Below are 16,762 nucleotides of genomic sequence, written 5' to 3'. Positions count from 1 at the left end.
TGATCCTTACAAATTATACGAGATGGAATGCGTGGACACATGGTCTAATAACGACGACAAAGGCTAGAGCGTATCTAAAGTCCTATTGGGCTTGACAAAATGAGCTCGAAGCAATCGTCTCAACGTGTCAAGCCGAAGATAAACCCAACGCCGGATGCAGTGGCGATAGCAGCGATGGGACGGGCGCGGACCGTGCTCTCCAGCGCCTGCCGCATGCTCATGTTCGTCGCGACCGGCGCTTTGCCCGACCGCGTGGTATGGGTCATCGATACTGGATCAGATGCGGGAAACGCGTCCTCTAAAGCTTCGTCAAGCTCTCCCCTCGTACTACCTGTCGCTCCCGTTCGCGTTGGTACGATTCAGCCGCGGGCGATATGCTATTGCCAGTTTGTATTACGGATCTCCTACTATCGCATCGTATAATCGCAGAAGAATGAAACGAGTTCCGCTACCTTAGCAAAAAGCCGATTGGACGCTCAAATCGTCAGCGCCTTTCGTTCCGCGCGCACGTCGATCCTCATTGTGCGCAACCAGCTCCGCACCTTTTCCTAATAACCATTCAGCGAAATTGTACGTTCAAATCGTTCAAGGTGACCGGCTAGATCCCGCGTTGCCCTTGACCTCTTCGTATCCGAGCGGACCTGATGGAGGGGTCCAAAGAACGGTTGGTTAGTTTAGTCAGTCGTTCTTATCCGAGGTTGGCCGAGATGTGGGTTCATGGCGGTACGTTCCCCGACCGGTGATGTGCAAGAGGCAATTTTGCCGGCGCGTCTCAGTTGGTTCTGATGGCTTCCTGACCCCTCATGCTATCTTGATCGCGGTCGGTCTAGCAGGCGAGGACCGGGCGAACACCCCGTTCCGCACGTGGTGCTGCACCGCAAAAACTATTTTGCTTTACAATGTATAATAACTTTGTGAAGTTAGGCCTCTGATCAATATTGATAGGGCCGAAGACATTGTCGAATCTCCGTTTTGCCACCCGTCTCAACTCCTTCGCGTCGAACCCCGCCGGTGAATGGCCGGAGCTGAAGGGCAAGCCGAGCGTACTGCAGATGGCGGCACGGGCGGCAAAAGTCGACGGTCTGACGGACCTTGATCTCAACTACCCTGATCATGTTGGCGAAAATCCAACTGAACTCAAGAATAAGCTGGAAGATTTGGGTTTGGCGATCAACGGCTTTGCCATGCGCTACTACACCAATCCGGCTTTCAAGCTTGGTGCGTTCACCCATCCGGAGGAAAGCGTTCGGCGCGAGGCGATCGATCTGACCAAGGCTGGAATCGATGCCGCACGCGAAGCCGGCTCCAACCTCATGACGATTTGGCTTGGCCAGGACGGTTTCGACTATGCCTTCCAGGCCGACTACGACCGGATGTGGCAACACGAAATTGACGGTATTCGTGAAGTCTGTGAGCATGACGCGGATTGCATGATCTCCATCGAGTACAAGCCGAACGAACCGCGCTCCTACAGCCTGATGCCAGACTGCGCCACCACGCTGCTTGCCATCAAGGAAGCCGGCTGCGCCAACCTCGGCGTCACGCTCGACTTTGCACACGTGCTCTACGCCGACGAGCAGCCGGCCTTTGCCGCTGCCATGATTGCCCGCCACAGTCGCCTGCTCGGTGTTCACCTCAATGACGGTTACGCAAAGCGCGACGACGGGCTGATGGTCGGTTCCGTTCATTCGATCCAGACGATCGAGCTGCTGCGTCAGATCCGCCGCGATGGCTATGACGGCGCGATCTATTTCGACACCTTCCCTGACATGACCGGTCTCGATCCGGTTCACGAATGCGAGGTCAACATCAAAACCGTGAAGCGGATGCTCAACGTCGTTGATCGGCTTGAGCGTGACAACCGTCTTGCTGGCGCGATCGACCGCCAGGACGCGGTCACGGCACAGTCCATCATACAGGAAGCAATGCTCGGCGACGTCGCCTGAGGAGAGGCTTCAAGAGCGTTTTTCTGTTTCAACACACCACACCTGGGAGGATAAACATGAACATACACCTGAAATCCGCGATTGCCGGCATGGCTCTGGGGCTGATGGCAAGCGCCGCCTTCGCGCAGGATCTTGCGCCGCTCAATTCTGATACCGAAAAGGATCGCGTCGACTGGTCACAGCTTGAAGCAAAGTATGGCGCGTTTCCAAAGATGCCGGAAGGCACGCGCGCGGGCGGCGTTTCCAAGACGCTGACCAACGAGTACTGGCGTTCGCTCGGCGAAGGCTACAAGTCTTTCGGTGAAAAAGCCGGTGCGACTGTTGCCTATCAGGCAGCGCAGAGCGAAGGCGACCAGCTGGGACAGCTGACGATTGCAGAAGGCATGGTCACCACAGGCTTCAATGTCATTCTCGTGTCGCCGCAAACCGACGCGAACCTGCAGCCTGTCATGGAGCAGGCCAAGGAAGCCGAAATTCCGGTGGTCAACGTAAATGACGCGGTCGTACCGCAGGCCGAGCACTACGTCGGCAACGTACAGCGCGACAACGGCGTTCGTGTTGCCAAGTGGTTCATCGAGAACCGCTCGGAAGGCGGCAAGGTTGCCGTCATCGAAGGCCAGGCCGGCGTCTTTGCGGCCGTCCAGCGTACCGCAGGCTTCAAGGGTACCATCGGCGAGAGTTCCAAGTTCCAGGTCGTCGCCAGCGTTCCCGGCAACTGGGATCGCCAGCAGTCCTACGACGCTGCCACCAACATTCTCCAGCAGAACCCGGATCTCGTCGGCTTCTACTGCAACAATGACGGAATGGCGCTCGGTGTGATCGAGGCGGTCAAGGCGGCAGGTCTTCTCGGCAAGGTCGCCGTATTCGGCACGGATGGCATTTCCGACGCCTACAAGTCGATCGAAGCCGGCGAACTGACGGGCACCGTTGACAGCTTCCCGGTCCTGACAGGCGAAGTTGCAATGGAAACCGCATTGCGGCTCGTTGCCGGTCAGAAGCTGGCACGTGTCGTTGCGACACCGCAGGCGCTGATCACCAAGGACAACCTTGCCAAGTACAAGGGCGACGGCATCGATATTCGCCAGGTGCTGATGAAGGATGCTGCCAGCGCGCAGTAATCGCAACAAGAGCCGGTCCCTTCAGGATCGGCTCTCCTCCTTTGATGAAAGCACCGAGATGACGACAACGGCTCGCCTCAGGTTCGAGGGCATCACCAAGACCTTCCAGAGCGCCAAGGCGCTCTCGGATGTGTCCTTCACCGTCAAGCCTGGCGAAGTTCACGCTCTTCTCGGCGAAAACGGCGCGGGAAAATCGACACTGCTGCGCATTCTCTCCGGCGTCTCGCCGCAGACCGGCGGCGAGTTCTTCGTCGATGGCAAACTCGCGACATTCAAGAGTCCTGAAGATGCCCGCCGCGCTGGCATCGCCATGATCCATCAGGAACTGCAGCAGATCCCGAACCTGACGGTCGCGCAGAACATGTTTCTCGGTCATCCGCTGAAATATGCGGGTGGATTGCTGGTCAATCGTCGCGAGCAGGAAAAGCGCGCGGCGGCAGCGCTTGCCATGATTGATCCTTCGATTGATCCGTCGACTCCGATCAAGGACCTCAAGGTTGCACAGCGCCAGATCGTCGAGATTGCCCGTGCGCTGCTCGAGAACGCCAGGATCGTCGCCATGGACGAGCCGACGTCGAGCTTGACGCCGGCAGAGTTCGAGAGCCTCGCGGTCGTCATCCAGAAGATGGCGGCCTCAGGCGTCGCGATCATTTACGTCTCTCATAAAATGGATGAGGTGTTTCGTATCTGCCACCAGGGAACCGTCATGCGGGACGGCAATGTGGTTGGCACGGTCGACCTGCGCTCCGCGGTGCAAGCAGACGTCATCGCAATGATGGTCGGCCGCGAACTCATGCAGGAAGAGCACAAGACGTTTGTGAAGGAGGACGTTCGCGTCGAGGTGCGCAACCTTTCCTCCGCGGTCACGCATGTCCGCGACGTCTCCTTCACAGTCAGACGTGGTGAAGTGGTCGGCGTTGCCGGGCTGGTTGGCTCGGGACGGACAGAACTCCTGCGCCTCATCGCTGGCGTCGACAAGATCGGGTCCGGTGACATCAACGTCGATGGTCGCGCATTGAAGCTGACAGGTCCGCGCTCCGCGATCGACGCCGGTATCGGTTTGTTGCCGGAAGAGCGCAAACGCGAGGGCATCATCCCCATGCGCCCGGTTTCGGTCAATATGGCGCTGCCGTCCCTTCGAAAGTTCGCGCGGGTCGGAATAGTGCGCCACTCAGCTGTCAACAAGAGCGCCGAAACATTGCTGAAGCGGGTCAACCTGCGCCCATTCCAGATTGATCGCCCGATCAAGCTGTTCAGTGGTGGTAACCAGCAAAAGGCGATCATCGCCCGCTGGCTGGCCGCCGGTTCCGAGATCCTGCTGTTCGACGAACCGACGCGCGGGATCGATGTGGGCGCTAAATCCGAAATCTACCACCTGATCGAAAACCTTGCCGCCGAAGGCAAGTCCATCATCGTCGTATCCTCAGAACTTCCCGAAGTCATCCGGCTATCGGACCGCGTCATGGTCATGCGGGACGGGCGGATCGCTGCACAGTTGGAACGACACGAAATGACCGAACAGGCCATCGTTTCGCACGCCGTCGGCGATCGCGAGCCAAACACAGATTCCTCGACGCAGGAGCACGCCCATGTCTGATATCGCCGCCGAAATTCCAAGGCGTTCCCCGAAACTCTTCAGTTCGTTCTCACTGCGCGATGCAGGCACACTCATTGGTCTGATCCTGATCGTGGCAGTCTTTGCAGCGCTGGTGCCGGGCTTTCTGTCTGAGCGCAACCTGATCAACATTCTGCAGCAGTCGAGCATAAATGCCTGCATCGCGCTCGGCATGACCCTCGTCATCATCTCCGGTGGTATCGACCTGTCGGTCGGTCCGACGGCGGCAATCTCCGCAGTACTCACCGCGACACTGCTGGTCTCAGGCGTCCCCGTGCCGGTGGCGCTTCTGGCCGGCCTCGGCATCGGCGCGTTCTGCGGTCTGGTGAACGGCGTTCTTGTTGCCTATGTGGGCCTTCAGCCATTCATCGTCACGCTTGGTACTCTCAGCACCTACCGAGCCATCGCGCTTATCTATACGGGCGGCAACCCCGTTCTTGGCGTGCCACAGGGCTTCCGGTCGCTGTTCAACGGCAATGTTGCCGGCATTCCAAACTCGGTCATCATTGTTGCAGTTGTTGCCTTCGTGGCTTGGGTTCTTCTCAAGAAGACGCCGATCGGCGAATATCTTCTGGCCGTCGGTGGAAACGAGGAAGCTTCCTATGTCGCAGGCGTGCCGATCGCGCTGACGAAGATCACAGCCTATGTCATCTCCGGCGTTCTGGCCGCACTCGCGTCCTTTATCCTGATCGGTCGCCTCGGGGCTGCCGAGCCCATTCTTGGAAACCTCTGGGAGCTGGACGCAATCGCGGCCGCTGCCATCGGTGGTGCTTCCTTGATGGGCGGCAAGGGGTCGATTGTCGGCACCATCCTCGGTGCGATCATTCTCGGCGCTATGCGCAACGGTTTGACGTTGATGAACGTCCAGGCTTTCTATCAACTTCTCGCAACCGGGCTTATAATTCTTGTCGCAATGATGATCGATCGCGCGACAAGGGGACGGGGATGAAATCCGACAAAATGGATCCGAAGGCAGTTGGCCCGCGTATTCGCATGCGCTTGCCACTGCTGACACCGCTCGAAGCGCGGGTTGTTGAAACCGTGTTTGCGCTGCGCAGCTTTAACGACGACACGTCGTTGAAGGAAATCGCAACCGATGCCGGTGTTTCGGAAGCCATGGTCGTGAAGATCGCCAAGAAACTGGGATTTGCCGGCTATCGGGAGTTTCGCAACGCGGTGTCGCAGTACAACAGTTTGCCGACCGCTGAAATGCACCAGGAACTATCGGTCGAGGACACGTCCGAGGAGATTATCCAAAAAGTGTTTCGCACCTCGATCCATGCGCTCGAGGAAACGCTTTCGATCATGGATGTCAAAGCGTTCGATCGCGCGGCCGACCTCATCCACGGTGCACGTCATCGGGATTTCTATGGCGTCGGCGGTTCTGCACAGATCGCACGCGACGCTGCGCACAAATTCCTTCGCATCGGTGTCCGCGCCAGCGTCTACGACGATTCCCACATGATGCTGATGTCGGCTTCGCTGCTGGGAAGCGATGACATCGCGGTCGGGTTCTCGCATTCCGGCAATACGATGGCCGTCATCGAGGCGATGCAGACGGCGCGGCGCAACGGCGCCAGGACGATCGCCATCACCAATTACAATGAATCGCCGCTCGCTCAGCATTCGGACGTCGTTCTGTGCTCGACGGCACAGGGTTCACCGCTGATGGGCGAGAACGCCGCCGCCCGTATCGCCCAGCTCAATATTCTCGATGCGGTGTTCGTCGCCGTGGCACAGCGTGATTACACCGCTGCCGAAAACAATCTCGAAAAGACCATGGCGGCCGTCGCCTCCAAACGGAAAGACAAATTCCTATGACCGCATCCAGCCCCGCTGTCGTCGTTTTCGGCAGTCTCCACTACGACATCATCGTCAAGGGTCCGGCACGGCCGCGCAAGGGCGAAACAGTCACCGGGTCCGCCTGGAACCCGGCATGTGGCGGTAAGGGGGGAAACCAGGCCGTTTCCGCCGCCAAGGCCGGCGTGCGCTCGGCAATGATCGGTGCCGTGGGCGATGACGACTTCGGGCATACGCTTCTCGACAACCTGGCCGCAAACGCCGTCGAGTTGGACCAGGTTCGTGTCATCGACGGTGCCGCATCCGGAATGAGTGTCGCGATTTTCGATGCCGAAGGCGATTATGGTGCCGTGATCGTCTCCGGCAGCAATCTTCAGCTCGGCCAGTCGGACGTGGCACAGGCTGAGCATCTGTTCCGCGCTGGCAATATCCTCGTCTTGCAGAACGAAGTGCCGGATGCCGCGAATGTGCTTGCGGCTTCCGCAATGAAACAAGCCGGCGGCCGTGTTGTTCTCAACGCTGCCCCAGCGAGAGATCTGTCGCCCGAACTGGCGCGGCTGATCGATGTCCTCGTGGTCAACGCGGTGGAGGCGGAAGCGTTGGCAGGCGGCGGTGAGGTTGAAACGCTCAAAGACGCGATCGCCACGGCAGAGGTTCTTGCGCAATCATTTCCGGTGGCGGTCGTTACCGCAGGCGGAGAGGGCGTCGCATTCGCCGAGCAAGGCGAAGCCAAAGGGACCATCCCGGCTATCAAGGTTAAGCTCGTCAGCACCCACGGGGCAGGGGACGAGTTCATCGGTGTTCTCGCAGCTCAGATGCTGCAGGGAGAAAGCGTAACGACCGCTCTTTCTGCGGCCAACCAAGCCGCGGCGCTCCTTGTGAGTTCGCAGCGATGATCTTTCAGTTATTCCTCAGACAGTGCGTCGCAGAACTCCTGATCTTCTAATGCAGTGTTTTCTTGGCTTGTTTTTGTGTCAACGAGCCAAGGCTGGTTCGAATCCTTTCAAGGCGATGGCGACTGGTTGCAACGCGGATCACATATTCGTACACCGGTCTGCCATGTATATCCCATTGACATATCCCAGTCGCGGCACTAAGTTGTTATCGACGAAATTCGGAGTGAGGCAGTTGGAGCAGGGCGCAGTATTCCAGAGCAATCGTAGCCAAGCAATCCGTTTGCCAAAGGCGGTTGCTTTGCCTGATGATGTAAAGCGTGTCGACATTGTTGCGGTGGGACGTACTCGCATCATTGCACCAGCTGGAGAGATCTGGGACAGCTGGTTTGAAGGAGCGGACGCGACATCCGACTTCATGAGTGAGCGTGATCAAGCTGCTTTGCAGGAGCGCGAGGCATTTTAATGCTGAAGTACATGCTGGACACCAATATCTGCATTTTTACGATCAAGAATCGACCGCAGCAGGTGAGAGACGCGTTCAATCGCTCCCATGATCAGCTGTGCATCAGCTCGGTCTGCCTAATGGAATTGATCTACGGAGCGGAAAAGTCAGCCAGTCCTGAAAAGAACCTTCCCGTCGTGGAGGGCTTCGTTGCACGCCTCGAGATTTTACCGTACGACGAACTGGCAGCAAGCCATACCGGTCAATTGCGGGCCGAACTGGCGCGTAGCGGAACTCCGATAGGTCCATATGACCAATTGATTGCTGGACACGCGCGTTCGCGTGGACTGATTATTGTTACCAACAATCGCCGGGAATTTGATCGCGTACCCGGCCTACGAGTAGAAGACTGGACTGCTTAGTTTCTATATTCGATTATTTTGACCCGAGCTCGGCGGACCTCCATATGCATTAAGCACAGAGTCGTCGGACCGTATCCCATCAAGACCTGAAATCTACGCGCTGTCATCTGGAGGTGTGCGCGTCATATCATAGGCTGGCGGGCGAGCGCTGGGCGGAACTTTAACTCGGTCCCTCAGTTAGTTGCTTCAAAAATTGGGTATCGATATCCAAGAAACGGGCCCTTTGGCGTTAGGAAGCAATCGGCGTGTTGGATGTTCGTAGATACGGCATCAGGTGGTTGTCGGAAAGTGGCACGCCTTCCGCGATAAGGGGCGCAACAACTCGAACGGCCAACCGCGCCAAAATTGATCCAGTACCTACGTAAACAGGAGTTATCCATGCGCCTCAAAGCTCTCGCTCTCAACGGCACGCTTAGATCTTCAGATTCGTCGGAAGCCTCGTCTACCGGAAAACTGCTCGAGCTGATCGCCGAGGAATTCAAGAACTACGGCGTTGAAACTGAAATCGTCCGGCTGGCCGACCTCAATATCAAGCCGGGCGTGACATCGGATGAAGGAGAGGGGGACGAATGGCCTGCGATCCGTGCAAAAGTGCTTGAAGCCGATATCTTGCTGATGGGAACACCGATCTGGCTGGGCCAACCTGGAAGCGTGTGCAAGCGGGCGCTCGAAAGGATGGACGCTTTCCTGGAAGAGACTGACGAACAAGGCCGGATGGTTTCTTATGGCAAGGTCGCGGCCGCCGCCGTGGTGGGGAACGAGGATGGTGCGCATCACGTCTCAGCGGAGTTGTTCCAGGCGCTTAACGACGTCGGCTTCACCATACCAGCGAACGCGGTGGCCTATTGGGTTGGCGAGGCCATGGGGTCGACGAATTTTGTCGACTTGAAAGAGACGCCCGAAGCCGTTCAGACGATGATATCGATCCTTGCGCGAAACACGGCACACCTCGCCGGTTTGCTGCAGCAATCGCAGTATCCCGGTGACGCGAAATAGGTCGTGGTTGCGGCGTCTGCAAAGCCCTGGTTCGCCTGCGGCCGGTATTCGTCTTGCCCGACGATGGCATGGTGTACAACGGAGCTTGCCTGTCAAGACGGGTTCCCAAGATGGTCCGGGAACTTTGCCGGCGGTCGAGCGTCACCGAATTAATGATAGGCTCGCGAACACGGCAACGTGCCGCTGCGACTTTCTTCGCTGCGGTCGCTGTTCCACTTCGAGCTGTCGGCGACCTTGGCAACAACACAAAAGCCGCCCAACCGTAGCAGTCGAAAGATCAACGACCACAACTTAACCTAATCACTATCGATAGACGTCATTGTCCCCTCTGCCTGGCGTTGCCGGATCACGAGCGTATGTGCCGCTTTTAGGGACAGCGATGTCTTTAAAGTTTGACCTGAGACCCTAAACTTCCGCCAGATTTTGGTAGAGTCCGTCCCAACGAGGAGACGGACGAATGAAGCGTTCACGGTTCACGGAAGAACAGATCATCGGGATATTGAAGGAGCAGGAGGCGGGTGCGAAGACAGTTGACGTCTGCCGCAAGCACGGCATCTCGGACGCAACCTTCTACAAATACAAGGCGAAGTATGGCGGCATGGACGTGTCCGATGCCCGCAAGCTGAAGGCGCTCGAGGACGAGAACGCCAAGCTGAAGAAGCTCTTGGCCGAGGCCATGCTGGACAATGCGATCCTGAAGGATGTCGCGTCAAAAAATGTATGGTCCGCCCCGTCCGTGCAAGGGTTCGCGACATCGCAAATGACGATTCCAGTTGCATAAATGTATCCGGCCTCTCGCGAGTGGGCTGCGGTTGCAGCCAGGCCATGATGAGATCCGCACACGCCGTTCCCAATAAATGGTTCGGGCACGAAGCCCGCTTTTTTGCACAGGACTTACGGCATGTTGATCCACTGTTTCGTCATCACTATTCCCGAGCCTTGCAATCGAGCTTGGAGCTTCAGGTGAAGGCAGGGTCTCTGCGTTCGTAGAGTGCTCCAGGCTTGGTCAGGACGACCCAGACAATCCGGGCCATTTTTGCGGCAAGTGCGACGACAGCTTTGTTTGGGTGCATCCGGGCTTGAAGGCCATCCAGCCAGTTCCCCAGTCGATCCCGTGTTCGGTCGAGATGCCGAAAGCATGATCGTGCGCCATGCACGAGAAGTTTGCGAACATAGCGGTTTCCTCGCTTGCTGATGCCGAGAAGCTTTTGCTTTCCGCCGGTCGAGTATTCTCGCGGCACGAGGCCAAGCCACGCAGCCAGATCGCGGGCTTTTTGGAATTGCCGACCGTTGCCAATCGCAGCAAGAAGTGCAGTCGCCCCCAATGCTCCGATGCCGGGGATTGTCATGAGCCGTCGAGCCACATCCTCTCGACTGGCTATGGCTTCAATCTCGCGTGTGACGTCACCGATACGTTGTTCCAATTGGCGTAGATCGGCAAACAGATCTGCGAGCAGCTTACGCATCGCCGACGAAAGGTCGTTCGATTTGTCTTCGAGAACCTGTGGCAGGTCGAGCTTGAACAGACCTGCGCCCTGACGCAGCGCGATCCCGTATTCGAGGCAAAAGGCTCGCATCTGATTGATCAGCCGGGTGCGCGTTCCGATCATCTGGTCTCGCACCCTGTGCAAAGCCTGAAGATCGGCTTGTTCCTCGCTCTTGAGTGCTGCAAACCGCATCGTTGGTCGCGTAGCTGCCTCAGCGATCGCCTCCGCATCGATGATGTCGGTCTTGTTCGATTTTACGTAGGGCTTCACAAATTGCGCCGGAATCAAGCGCACCTTATGTCCCAGAGCCTTTATCTTCCTGGCAATCCATTGAGAGCCAGCGCAAGATTCAATTCCCACGATCGCCGGCGCTGCGCGCTCGAAGAACTGTAGCAGCGTATCGCGTCGGAAACGAACCTTCTGAACTGGCACGCCATCGCTTCCGAGACCGACGACGTGGAAGATGTTCTTACCGATATCAATTCCGTAGACAGCCGCTGAACGCGGCACATTGAGTTGTGGCATTGCAACCTCCTTCGGTTTGACAGCCTCATAATGCTACGGGAGGACGAGGCGGACCATCCCATTAATGGTGACGCCCGATGTGAAGCGGGATGTGGTGGCTCATGTCTGTGCGCAGCATGGAGTGAGCCAGCGTCGGGCGTGCGAGGTTCTGTCGTTAGATCGGTCGAGCATGCGATACCGCAGCGTGCGGCCTGACGATGCGACTATTCGGGAGGCAATGAAGAAAGTGGCGTCGGAGCGCCGACGCTTCGGTTATCGCCGCATCCACGTGATGCTCGACCGTCAGGGGATCGTCATGAACCTGAAGAAGCTTCGACGTCTCTATCGGGAGGAGAAGCTGACGGTGCGCAAGCGCGGCGGCCGAAAGCGGGCCTTGGGGACAAGACGCCCCCTGGCTCTGCCGTCACGCCCCAACGAGCGCTGGAGTTTGGACTTCATCAGCGATGCCTTCACCGACGGTCGCCGCTTCCGGGTGCTGGCGGTTGTCGACGACTTCACCCGCGAATGCCTGTGCCTGGTCGCCGACACATCTCTGTCGGGCGCTCGGCTTGCCCGCGAGTTGGACACCCTTATCGTCAGACGGGGGAAGCCGAAGACGATTGTCTCGGACAACGGCACGGAGATGACCAGCATGGCCATCCTCAAATGGTGCCAGGAGACAAAGGTCGAATGGCACTACATCGCCCCCGGCAAGCCGATGCAAAACGGCTTCGTCGAAAGCTTCAACGGCAGCTTCCGTGACGAGTGCCTCAACGAGACCCTGTTCTCGTCACTCACCCAGGCCCGCGCCGCCATCACCGCATGGAAGGAGGATTACAACAGGAACAGACCCCACTCGTCGCTGGGCAACATCACACCCAGAGAGTTCGCAATGAAAATGGCTATGGAAAAACAGGCCGCATGAGGCCAGATTGAAAACCCAAGACTCTCTCGAAAACTGGAGGGGAGTTGGGTCTCAGGTCAAGTTCGTTGCCAGATGGCGGAGCCGTTCCCTCATGCCAGCGCCTTTCACCGGCGGACCGTGGCCGCTGATCACCAGCTCCGGTTCCAGAGCGTTCAAAAGCTTCACAGAATTTTCCGCCGCGTTCCAATCCGGGGTGAAGTAGCGCGGTGGTCCGTGCATTTCCGGTGTCTGCATGAGCGCTTCGTAGACTGACTCCTGGCCGGTCGTCACTACTGCATCACCCGAAATCAGCGTTCGGTCAGTTTCGCGCCATAGCGATATATGACCGGGTGCATGTCCAGGCGTGTGTAACCATTTCCAACCGGGCATGTGAGGCAACGTTTGGTCTGGGGGAAGCGGTTTCAGCCGTGGTTCGACATTGACAGGCGAACGGGGGAACAGCGGGGATAGCAATGCCATCAAGCCGCCGCCAACGAAGGGATCCGCCGGCGGATAGGAGGCCTTGCCGTTCAGATATGAAAACTCCAGCGGATGGGCGTAAACCGGGACGTCCCAGTGAAGTGCCAATGCTTCGAGCGACCCCGCGTGATCAAAGTGGCCATGTGTCATGATGATCGCCGATGGTTTGGCGTTGGGGCCAAATCGACGTTCCGCGGCGTCAACAATGCTTTTCCTGGAAGTCGACAGGCCCGTATCGATCAGGACCCAACCATCACCCTTCTTCGGATCTCCGTAGAAGACAACATTTACGATCGATAGGCGCAGATATGCAAGATCGGGTGTAAGCGCGAGAACGCCCGAACCAGTTTCGGTTGTGAGTGCAATATCATTGTCTACGAGAGAGAGCTGAACTGCCGTATCGGTCTCCTAAATGGAGGACAACGAACAAGAGGACTGGGTTAAGGTTCCAGGCGGCGACTTTGAAAGCCAAGACGGACGCGCCCGAAGCAACCGACGACGAACTCGTTGCGCGGCAAGTAGCACACTATTCCCCCGGCAGAGCCCGTTGCGCTCACATGCCGAGATACACGCCTGTACAGACAACGATCGCCCATGTGACTGCGATTGCAATGTAGACGGTGATACCGCCGTTCGTGCTTCTAGGATCTGCCATTCTCGTTCTCCCTTTTGTTGTCGGCCAACTACCTTTGAGGACGATAGTTTCACAGAGCGAATAGATATCTCCCTGCGCTCCATCTGCTCACCATCAGCATCTGCGTGTTGAGGTTGCACGTGGGCCGAACAGTTGCTCTCGCCGCTAAGCACCCAGAAGACCCCAAGGATTGCCATCTGGAACTGAACCCAGCTTTCCTAGTTCGGCACGCTTATCGACGATAAAGGACATACAGATGGCTGAAGGTCGCAAAGCTGCTCCGAAACAACCGCCAGCGGGAGGCTGGGGTGCGCTGAATGCCGTCGAACAGCATTTAGGCAAGCAGAAAATCCTGTTGAAGGGCAATCGTGCATTGCTTTCGATGAACAAGCCCGGCGGCTTCGATTGCCCGAGTTGCGCGTGGCCCGATCCAAGCAAGCCGCATGTTGCCGAATATTGTGAGAACGGCGCTAAGGCCGTTGCCTGGGAGGCCACGAAGAAACGCACCGGCCCATATTTCTTTGCCGAGCATCGGGTTGAGGAGCTGAAGACATGGAGCGATCATGATCTGGAGGATCACGGGCGGCTGACCCATCCGATGCGCTATGATAGCGCAAGTGATACTTATCAAGCTATCGACTGGGAAACAGCGCTGGCCGAAATCGGCGCCGCCGTCGGCAAGCTCGATCCCAAGAAGGTCGAGCTCTACACGTCCGGGCGTACTTCCAACGAGGCGGCCTTTCTTTGGCAGCTGTACGGGCGGCTCATCGGAACGAACAATTTCCCTGATTGCTCAGACATGTGCCACGCGACAACGACGGTCGCCCTTCCGGAGAGCATCGGTGTAGGTAAGGGAACGGTCACGCTAGAAGACTGGGAGCATTGCGATGCTCTCTTCATCATAGGCCAGAATCCCGGCACCAACAGTCCCCGCATGATGGGCTGTCTCCATGAGATGGCCAAACGAGGCGTGCCGATCGTTACCTTCAATCCGCTGAAAGAGAGGGCACTGCTGCGTTTCACTGATCCGCAAAGTCCTGTCGAGATGTTGACCGGACGGGGGCAGACAATCAGCTCCAGCTATTTCCAGGTTCGTACCGGCGGAGACATCATGGCCATGCAGGGCATCTGCAAGGCCGTCATAGATGCCGATGATGAAGCGCAGTCACGCGGAGAGAAGCGGGTTGTGGACGTCGAATTCCTCCGGGAACACACCCATGGTTTCGATGCCTTTGCGGCTTTCGTGCGCGACCTGAGCTGGGATGAAATCGAGCATTATACTGCGCTCAGCCGCGCGCAGATCGAACAGGCGGCCGCGATCTATATGAAGGCCAAGCGGGTCATAGCCTGTTGGGGCATGGGTATTACCCAACACAAGCATGGCGGCGATGCCATGCAGCAGATCCTCAACCTCCTCTTCCTGCGCGGCAATATTGGCCGGCTAGGCGCCGGCGCTTGCCCGATCCGCGGCCATTCCAACGTCCAGGGCGACAGGACCGTCGGAATCAACAAGACACCAACGGAGGCTTTCCTGAACCAACTCGACAAGGCATTCAATTTCGAAAGCCCGCGTGAGAATGGCCATGACACGGCAGAATGCTGTGAGGCGATTTTGCGGGGGGAGGTTGATGCCTTTCTCGCCATGGGCGGCAATTTCTTCCGCGCCATTCCGGATACCGAGCGAGTCGCTGCAAAAGTTCCGCAGATCGGTATGACGGTCCACGTTGCAACAAAACTCAACCGCAGTCATCTCATACACGGCAAACGCGCCTATATTCTTCCAGCACTGGGGCGTACCGAACTCGATCTTCAAAACGAGGTTCCACAGACGATAACGGTAGAAGACAGCTTCTCGATGGTGCACGGCTCGACCGGGCGGCTCAAGCCAGCAAGCGAACACTGCCGTTCCGAACCGTGGATCATCGCCAATCTTGCCAAGGCCACTCTCGCTGGCCGCACAGCGATCGACTGGAACGATCTTGTTTCCGATTATGACCGCATTCGAGACAAGATCGAAGAGGTCTTTCCCGATCAATTCGGAGACTACAACGGCCGTATCGCCGCGCCCGGCGGTTTCCGGCTACCTAATGGTGCCAGCGAAAGGGTTTGGGATACCCCAACCGGCAAGGCAAATTTCCTGTTCGATCCCGACCTCAAGGACCAGAACAATGAAAGGCCGGAGGAACCTCACCTGCAACTGATGACCATTCGCAGCCACGACCAGTTCAACACCACGATCTATTCCAACAATGACAGATATCGAGGCATTTCCGGCGAGCGCATGGTCGTCTTTATGAATGAAACCGACATGAGCGAACTGGGTCTTGACGAAGGCTCTGTGATCGACTTCAGGTCCGCTGCCGCTGACGGGATAGAGCGGTACGCAGGTGGCTTCAAGGTGGTGGCGTATGACGTTCCCAAGGGTTGCTGTGCCGCATACTACCCGGAAACCAATGCGCTGCTGTCTCTCGCTCACCGGGACAAGCGAAGCAACACGCCTGCCGCGAAATCGGTGCCGGTAGTGGTGTCAAAGGCGCGTCCAGGCGAGCCGGTATCCAGCAAGCCAGAAGTGGCGGAGCAGTATCCTACTGCGGCCGGTCTCAGCATTCCGGCAGCTTAACGTTGCTGCACTCCACAAACGGCTGGTACGAGGCGCGGCGGTGTCGCGCCTCGATGGTTCTACCGTGTCGGAATGATCCGCTGTCCTTGATGGGACGGTTTGCTGCTGAGGGTGCTTTCATTTGACGCGTAATCATAGCAAGGGATCGGGCTCTCGCCGTCCTGTTGCACTAGTTCGCGATGTGTTTACCGATCCACTGCCTTCCGAAAGCATTGGTCTTACCCGCCAATCGGGTCGGCATTCGATTGAAGCCGTGGGGGCCTTCTGGAACAACGACGAGGTGCGCATTCCCGTTGGTCTGGTCCCAGCGGTCATGCATGTTGATGCTGTCGTCGGAGATAGGATCAAGCCCGCCGGCGATAAACAGCGCCGACGGAAGATCCTGGAGATCGGCGTGCAACGGTCCACGACGCAGATCGACAGGCAAAGAGGGAGCCAGCCGCCCAAGGTTCGCGAGCGCGGAAGGGGCGTCAATTAACAGGGCTTTACCGCTACTGGCGCGCAGACTTTTGGACCCCTCGAGATCGAAAGCTCCACAGACTGCATAAAAGCCTCGGACAGAGCCCTGTATTGATGCGGACCGCAGTGAGAGTAAGGACTCCATCGCCAGATGCGCACCAGAGGATTCCCCGGACAGTATGAGGCCATCGACTCCAAAACTCTTGAGGTTCCTGACCACCCAAGTCGTGGTGGCTACGCACTCTTGTGTCGTGCTTGCAAGATCGTCGTTGATCGCATTTGGGAAGTTCACGGCTGCAACAAGCATATTGCAGTCACAGGCGATCCGAGCGACCAGCCGATCCTCTAAACGAGCGGCGCCCATGACCCATGCGCCTCCGTGAAAATGAAGAAGCATGCCGCGCGCCTGACCTAACGGCTTGGTGAGTCGGATCAAAGA

General features: G+C 57.6%; 13 protein-coding genes and 2 pseudogenes. 12 read left to right on the top strand and 3 right to left on the bottom strand.

Annotation, left to right across the window (positions count from 1 at the left end; genetic code table 11):
• Positions 1-956 precede the first annotated feature (956 nt).
• The 10 genes and pseudogenes from ACQY1J_RS21785 to ACQY1J_RS21740 form a co-directional block, all read left to right on the top strand.
• Positions 957-1,946, top strand: coding sequence for a sugar phosphate isomerase/epimerase family protein (locus ACQY1J_RS21785; protein WP_430252328.1), 990 nt, complete (start codon positions 957-959; stop codon positions 1,944-1,946).
• A 56-nt stretch (positions 1,947-2,002) separates the two neighbouring features.
• Positions 2,003-3,064, top strand: a complete 1,062-nt coding sequence (locus ACQY1J_RS21780) for a sugar ABC transporter substrate-binding protein (RefSeq protein ID WP_430252326.1) — start codon at positions 2,003-2,005, stop codon at positions 3,062-3,064.
• Positions 3,065-3,122: 58 nt separating this feature from the next.
• Complete coding sequence (locus tag ACQY1J_RS21775) at positions 3,123-4,661, top strand: sugar ABC transporter ATP-binding protein (protein ID WP_430252324.1); 1,539 nt, start codon at positions 3,123-3,125, stop codon at positions 4,659-4,661.
• Positions 4,654-5,628, top strand: a complete 975-nt coding sequence (locus ACQY1J_RS21770; RefSeq protein ID WP_184656005.1) for an ABC transporter permease — start codon at positions 4,654-4,656, stop codon at positions 5,626-5,628. Before ACQY1J_RS21775 ends, ACQY1J_RS21770 begins: the two co-directional genes overlap by 8 nt.
• Complete coding sequence (locus tag ACQY1J_RS21765; RefSeq protein ID WP_113165914.1) at positions 5,625-6,500, top strand: MurR/RpiR family transcriptional regulator; 876 nt, start codon at positions 5,625-5,627, stop codon at positions 6,498-6,500. The genes ACQY1J_RS21770 and ACQY1J_RS21765 overlap by 4 nt, the downstream gene beginning before the upstream one ends.
• Positions 6,497-7,375, top strand: a complete 879-nt coding sequence (locus tag ACQY1J_RS21760) for a ribokinase (protein ID WP_430252322.1) — start codon at positions 6,497-6,499, stop codon at positions 7,373-7,375. The genes ACQY1J_RS21765 and ACQY1J_RS21760 overlap by 4 nt, the downstream gene beginning before the upstream one ends.
• A gap of 232 nt (positions 7,376-7,607) precedes the next feature.
• Positions 7,608-7,838: a type II toxin-antitoxin system VapB family antitoxin gene (gene vapB / locus ACQY1J_RS21755; protein WP_430252320.1), complete on the top strand. Its 231-nt coding sequence runs from the start codon at positions 7,608-7,610 to the stop codon at positions 7,836-7,838.
• The gene (vapC, locus tag ACQY1J_RS21750) at positions 7,838-8,239 is read left to right on the top strand and encodes a type II toxin-antitoxin system tRNA(fMet)-specific endonuclease VapC (RefSeq protein ID WP_430252318.1); all 402 of its coding nucleotides are present in this window, start codon (positions 7,838-7,840) and stop codon (positions 8,237-8,239) included. The genes vapB and vapC overlap by 1 nt, the downstream gene beginning before the upstream one ends.
• Positions 8,240-8,617: 378 nt before the next feature.
• Complete coding sequence (locus ACQY1J_RS21745) at positions 8,618-9,235, top strand: flavodoxin family protein (protein WP_430252485.1); 618 nt, start codon at positions 8,618-8,620, stop codon at positions 9,233-9,235.
• A 457-nt stretch (positions 9,236-9,692) separates the two neighbouring features.
• A pseudogene (locus ACQY1J_RS21740) lies at positions 9,693-9,956 on the top strand (transposase); the annotation flags it as partial.
• Between the two features lie 238 nt (positions 9,957-10,194).
• Here the strand turns inward: ACQY1J_RS21740 and ACQY1J_RS21735 are convergent.
• On the bottom strand, positions 10,195-11,247 hold the full coding sequence (locus tag ACQY1J_RS21735) for an IS110 family transposase (RefSeq protein ID WP_430249310.1): 1,053 nt from the start codon (positions 11,245-11,247) through the stop codon (positions 10,195-10,197).
• Between the two features lie 64 nt (positions 11,248-11,311).
• On the opposite strand from ACQY1J_RS21735, the pseudogene ACQY1J_RS21730 reads away from it, so the two are divergent.
• A pseudogene (locus ACQY1J_RS21730) lies at positions 11,312-12,151 on the top strand (IS3 family transposase); the annotation flags it as partial.
• Between the two features lie 51 nt (positions 12,152-12,202).
• On the opposite strand, the gene ACQY1J_RS21725 reads toward ACQY1J_RS21730, so the two are convergent.
• Complete coding sequence (locus ACQY1J_RS21725; RefSeq protein ID WP_430252483.1) at positions 12,203-12,976, bottom strand: MBL fold metallo-hydrolase; 774 nt, start codon at positions 12,974-12,976, stop codon at positions 12,203-12,205.
• Between the two features lie 524 nt (positions 12,977-13,500).
• On the opposite strand from ACQY1J_RS21725, the gene ACQY1J_RS21720 reads away from it, so the two are divergent.
• Positions 13,501-15,864, top strand: a complete 2,364-nt coding sequence (locus ACQY1J_RS21720) for an FdhF/YdeP family oxidoreductase (protein WP_430252316.1) — start codon at positions 13,501-13,503, stop codon at positions 15,862-15,864.
• Positions 15,865-16,033: 169 nt separating this feature from the next.
• Here the strand turns inward: ACQY1J_RS21720 and ACQY1J_RS21715 are convergent, their stop codons facing one another.
• Entirely contained in the window at positions 16,034-16,720 is a 687-nt protein-coding gene (locus tag ACQY1J_RS21715; protein ID WP_430252314.1) for an alpha/beta hydrolase, read from the bottom strand.
• Positions 16,721-16,762: the final 42 nt, after the last annotated feature.

Origin of the sequence: Neorhizobium sp. DAR64860/K0K1, from assembly GCF_050500205.1 — a bacterium.
GTDB lineage: Bacteria > Pseudomonadota > Alphaproteobacteria > Rhizobiales > Rhizobiaceae > Neorhizobium > Neorhizobium soli.
This window is presented reverse-complemented; position numbering and strand designations above follow the sequence as displayed.

Coding starts and splice junctions, on each gene's coding strand:
- ACQY1J_RS21780 (WP_430252326.1), top strand. CDS start 2,003: ATGAACATACACCTGAAATCCGCGATTGCCGGCATGGCTCTGGGGCTG.
- ACQY1J_RS21775 (WP_430252324.1), top strand. CDS start 3,123: ATGACGACAACGGCTCGCCTCAGGTTCGAGGGCATCACCAAGACCTTC.
- ACQY1J_RS21770 (WP_184656005.1), top strand. CDS start 4,654: ATGTCTGATATCGCCGCCGAAATTCCAAGGCGTTCCCCGAAACTCTTC.
- ACQY1J_RS21765 (WP_113165914.1), top strand. CDS start 5,625: ATGAAATCCGACAAAATGGATCCGAAGGCAGTTGGCCCGCGTATTCGC.
- ACQY1J_RS21760 (WP_430252322.1), top strand. CDS start 6,497: ATGACCGCATCCAGCCCCGCTGTCGTCGTTTTCGGCAGTCTCCACTAC.
- vapC (WP_430252318.1), top strand. CDS start 7,838: ATGCTGAAGTACATGCTGGACACCAATATCTGCATTTTTACGATCAAG.
- ACQY1J_RS21745 (WP_430252485.1), top strand. CDS start 8,618: ATGCGCCTCAAAGCTCTCGCTCTCAACGGCACGCTTAGATCTTCAGAT.
- ACQY1J_RS21735 (WP_430249310.1), bottom strand. CDS start 11,247: ATGCCACAACTCAATGTGCCGCGTTCAGCGGCTGTCTACGGAATTGAT.
- ACQY1J_RS21720 (WP_430252316.1), top strand. CDS start 13,501: ATGGCTGAAGGTCGCAAAGCTGCTCCGAAACAACCGCCAGCGGGAGGC.
- ACQY1J_RS21715 (WP_430252314.1), bottom strand. CDS start 16,720: ATGCTTCTTCATTTTCACGGAGGCGCATGGGTCATGGGCGCCGCTCGT.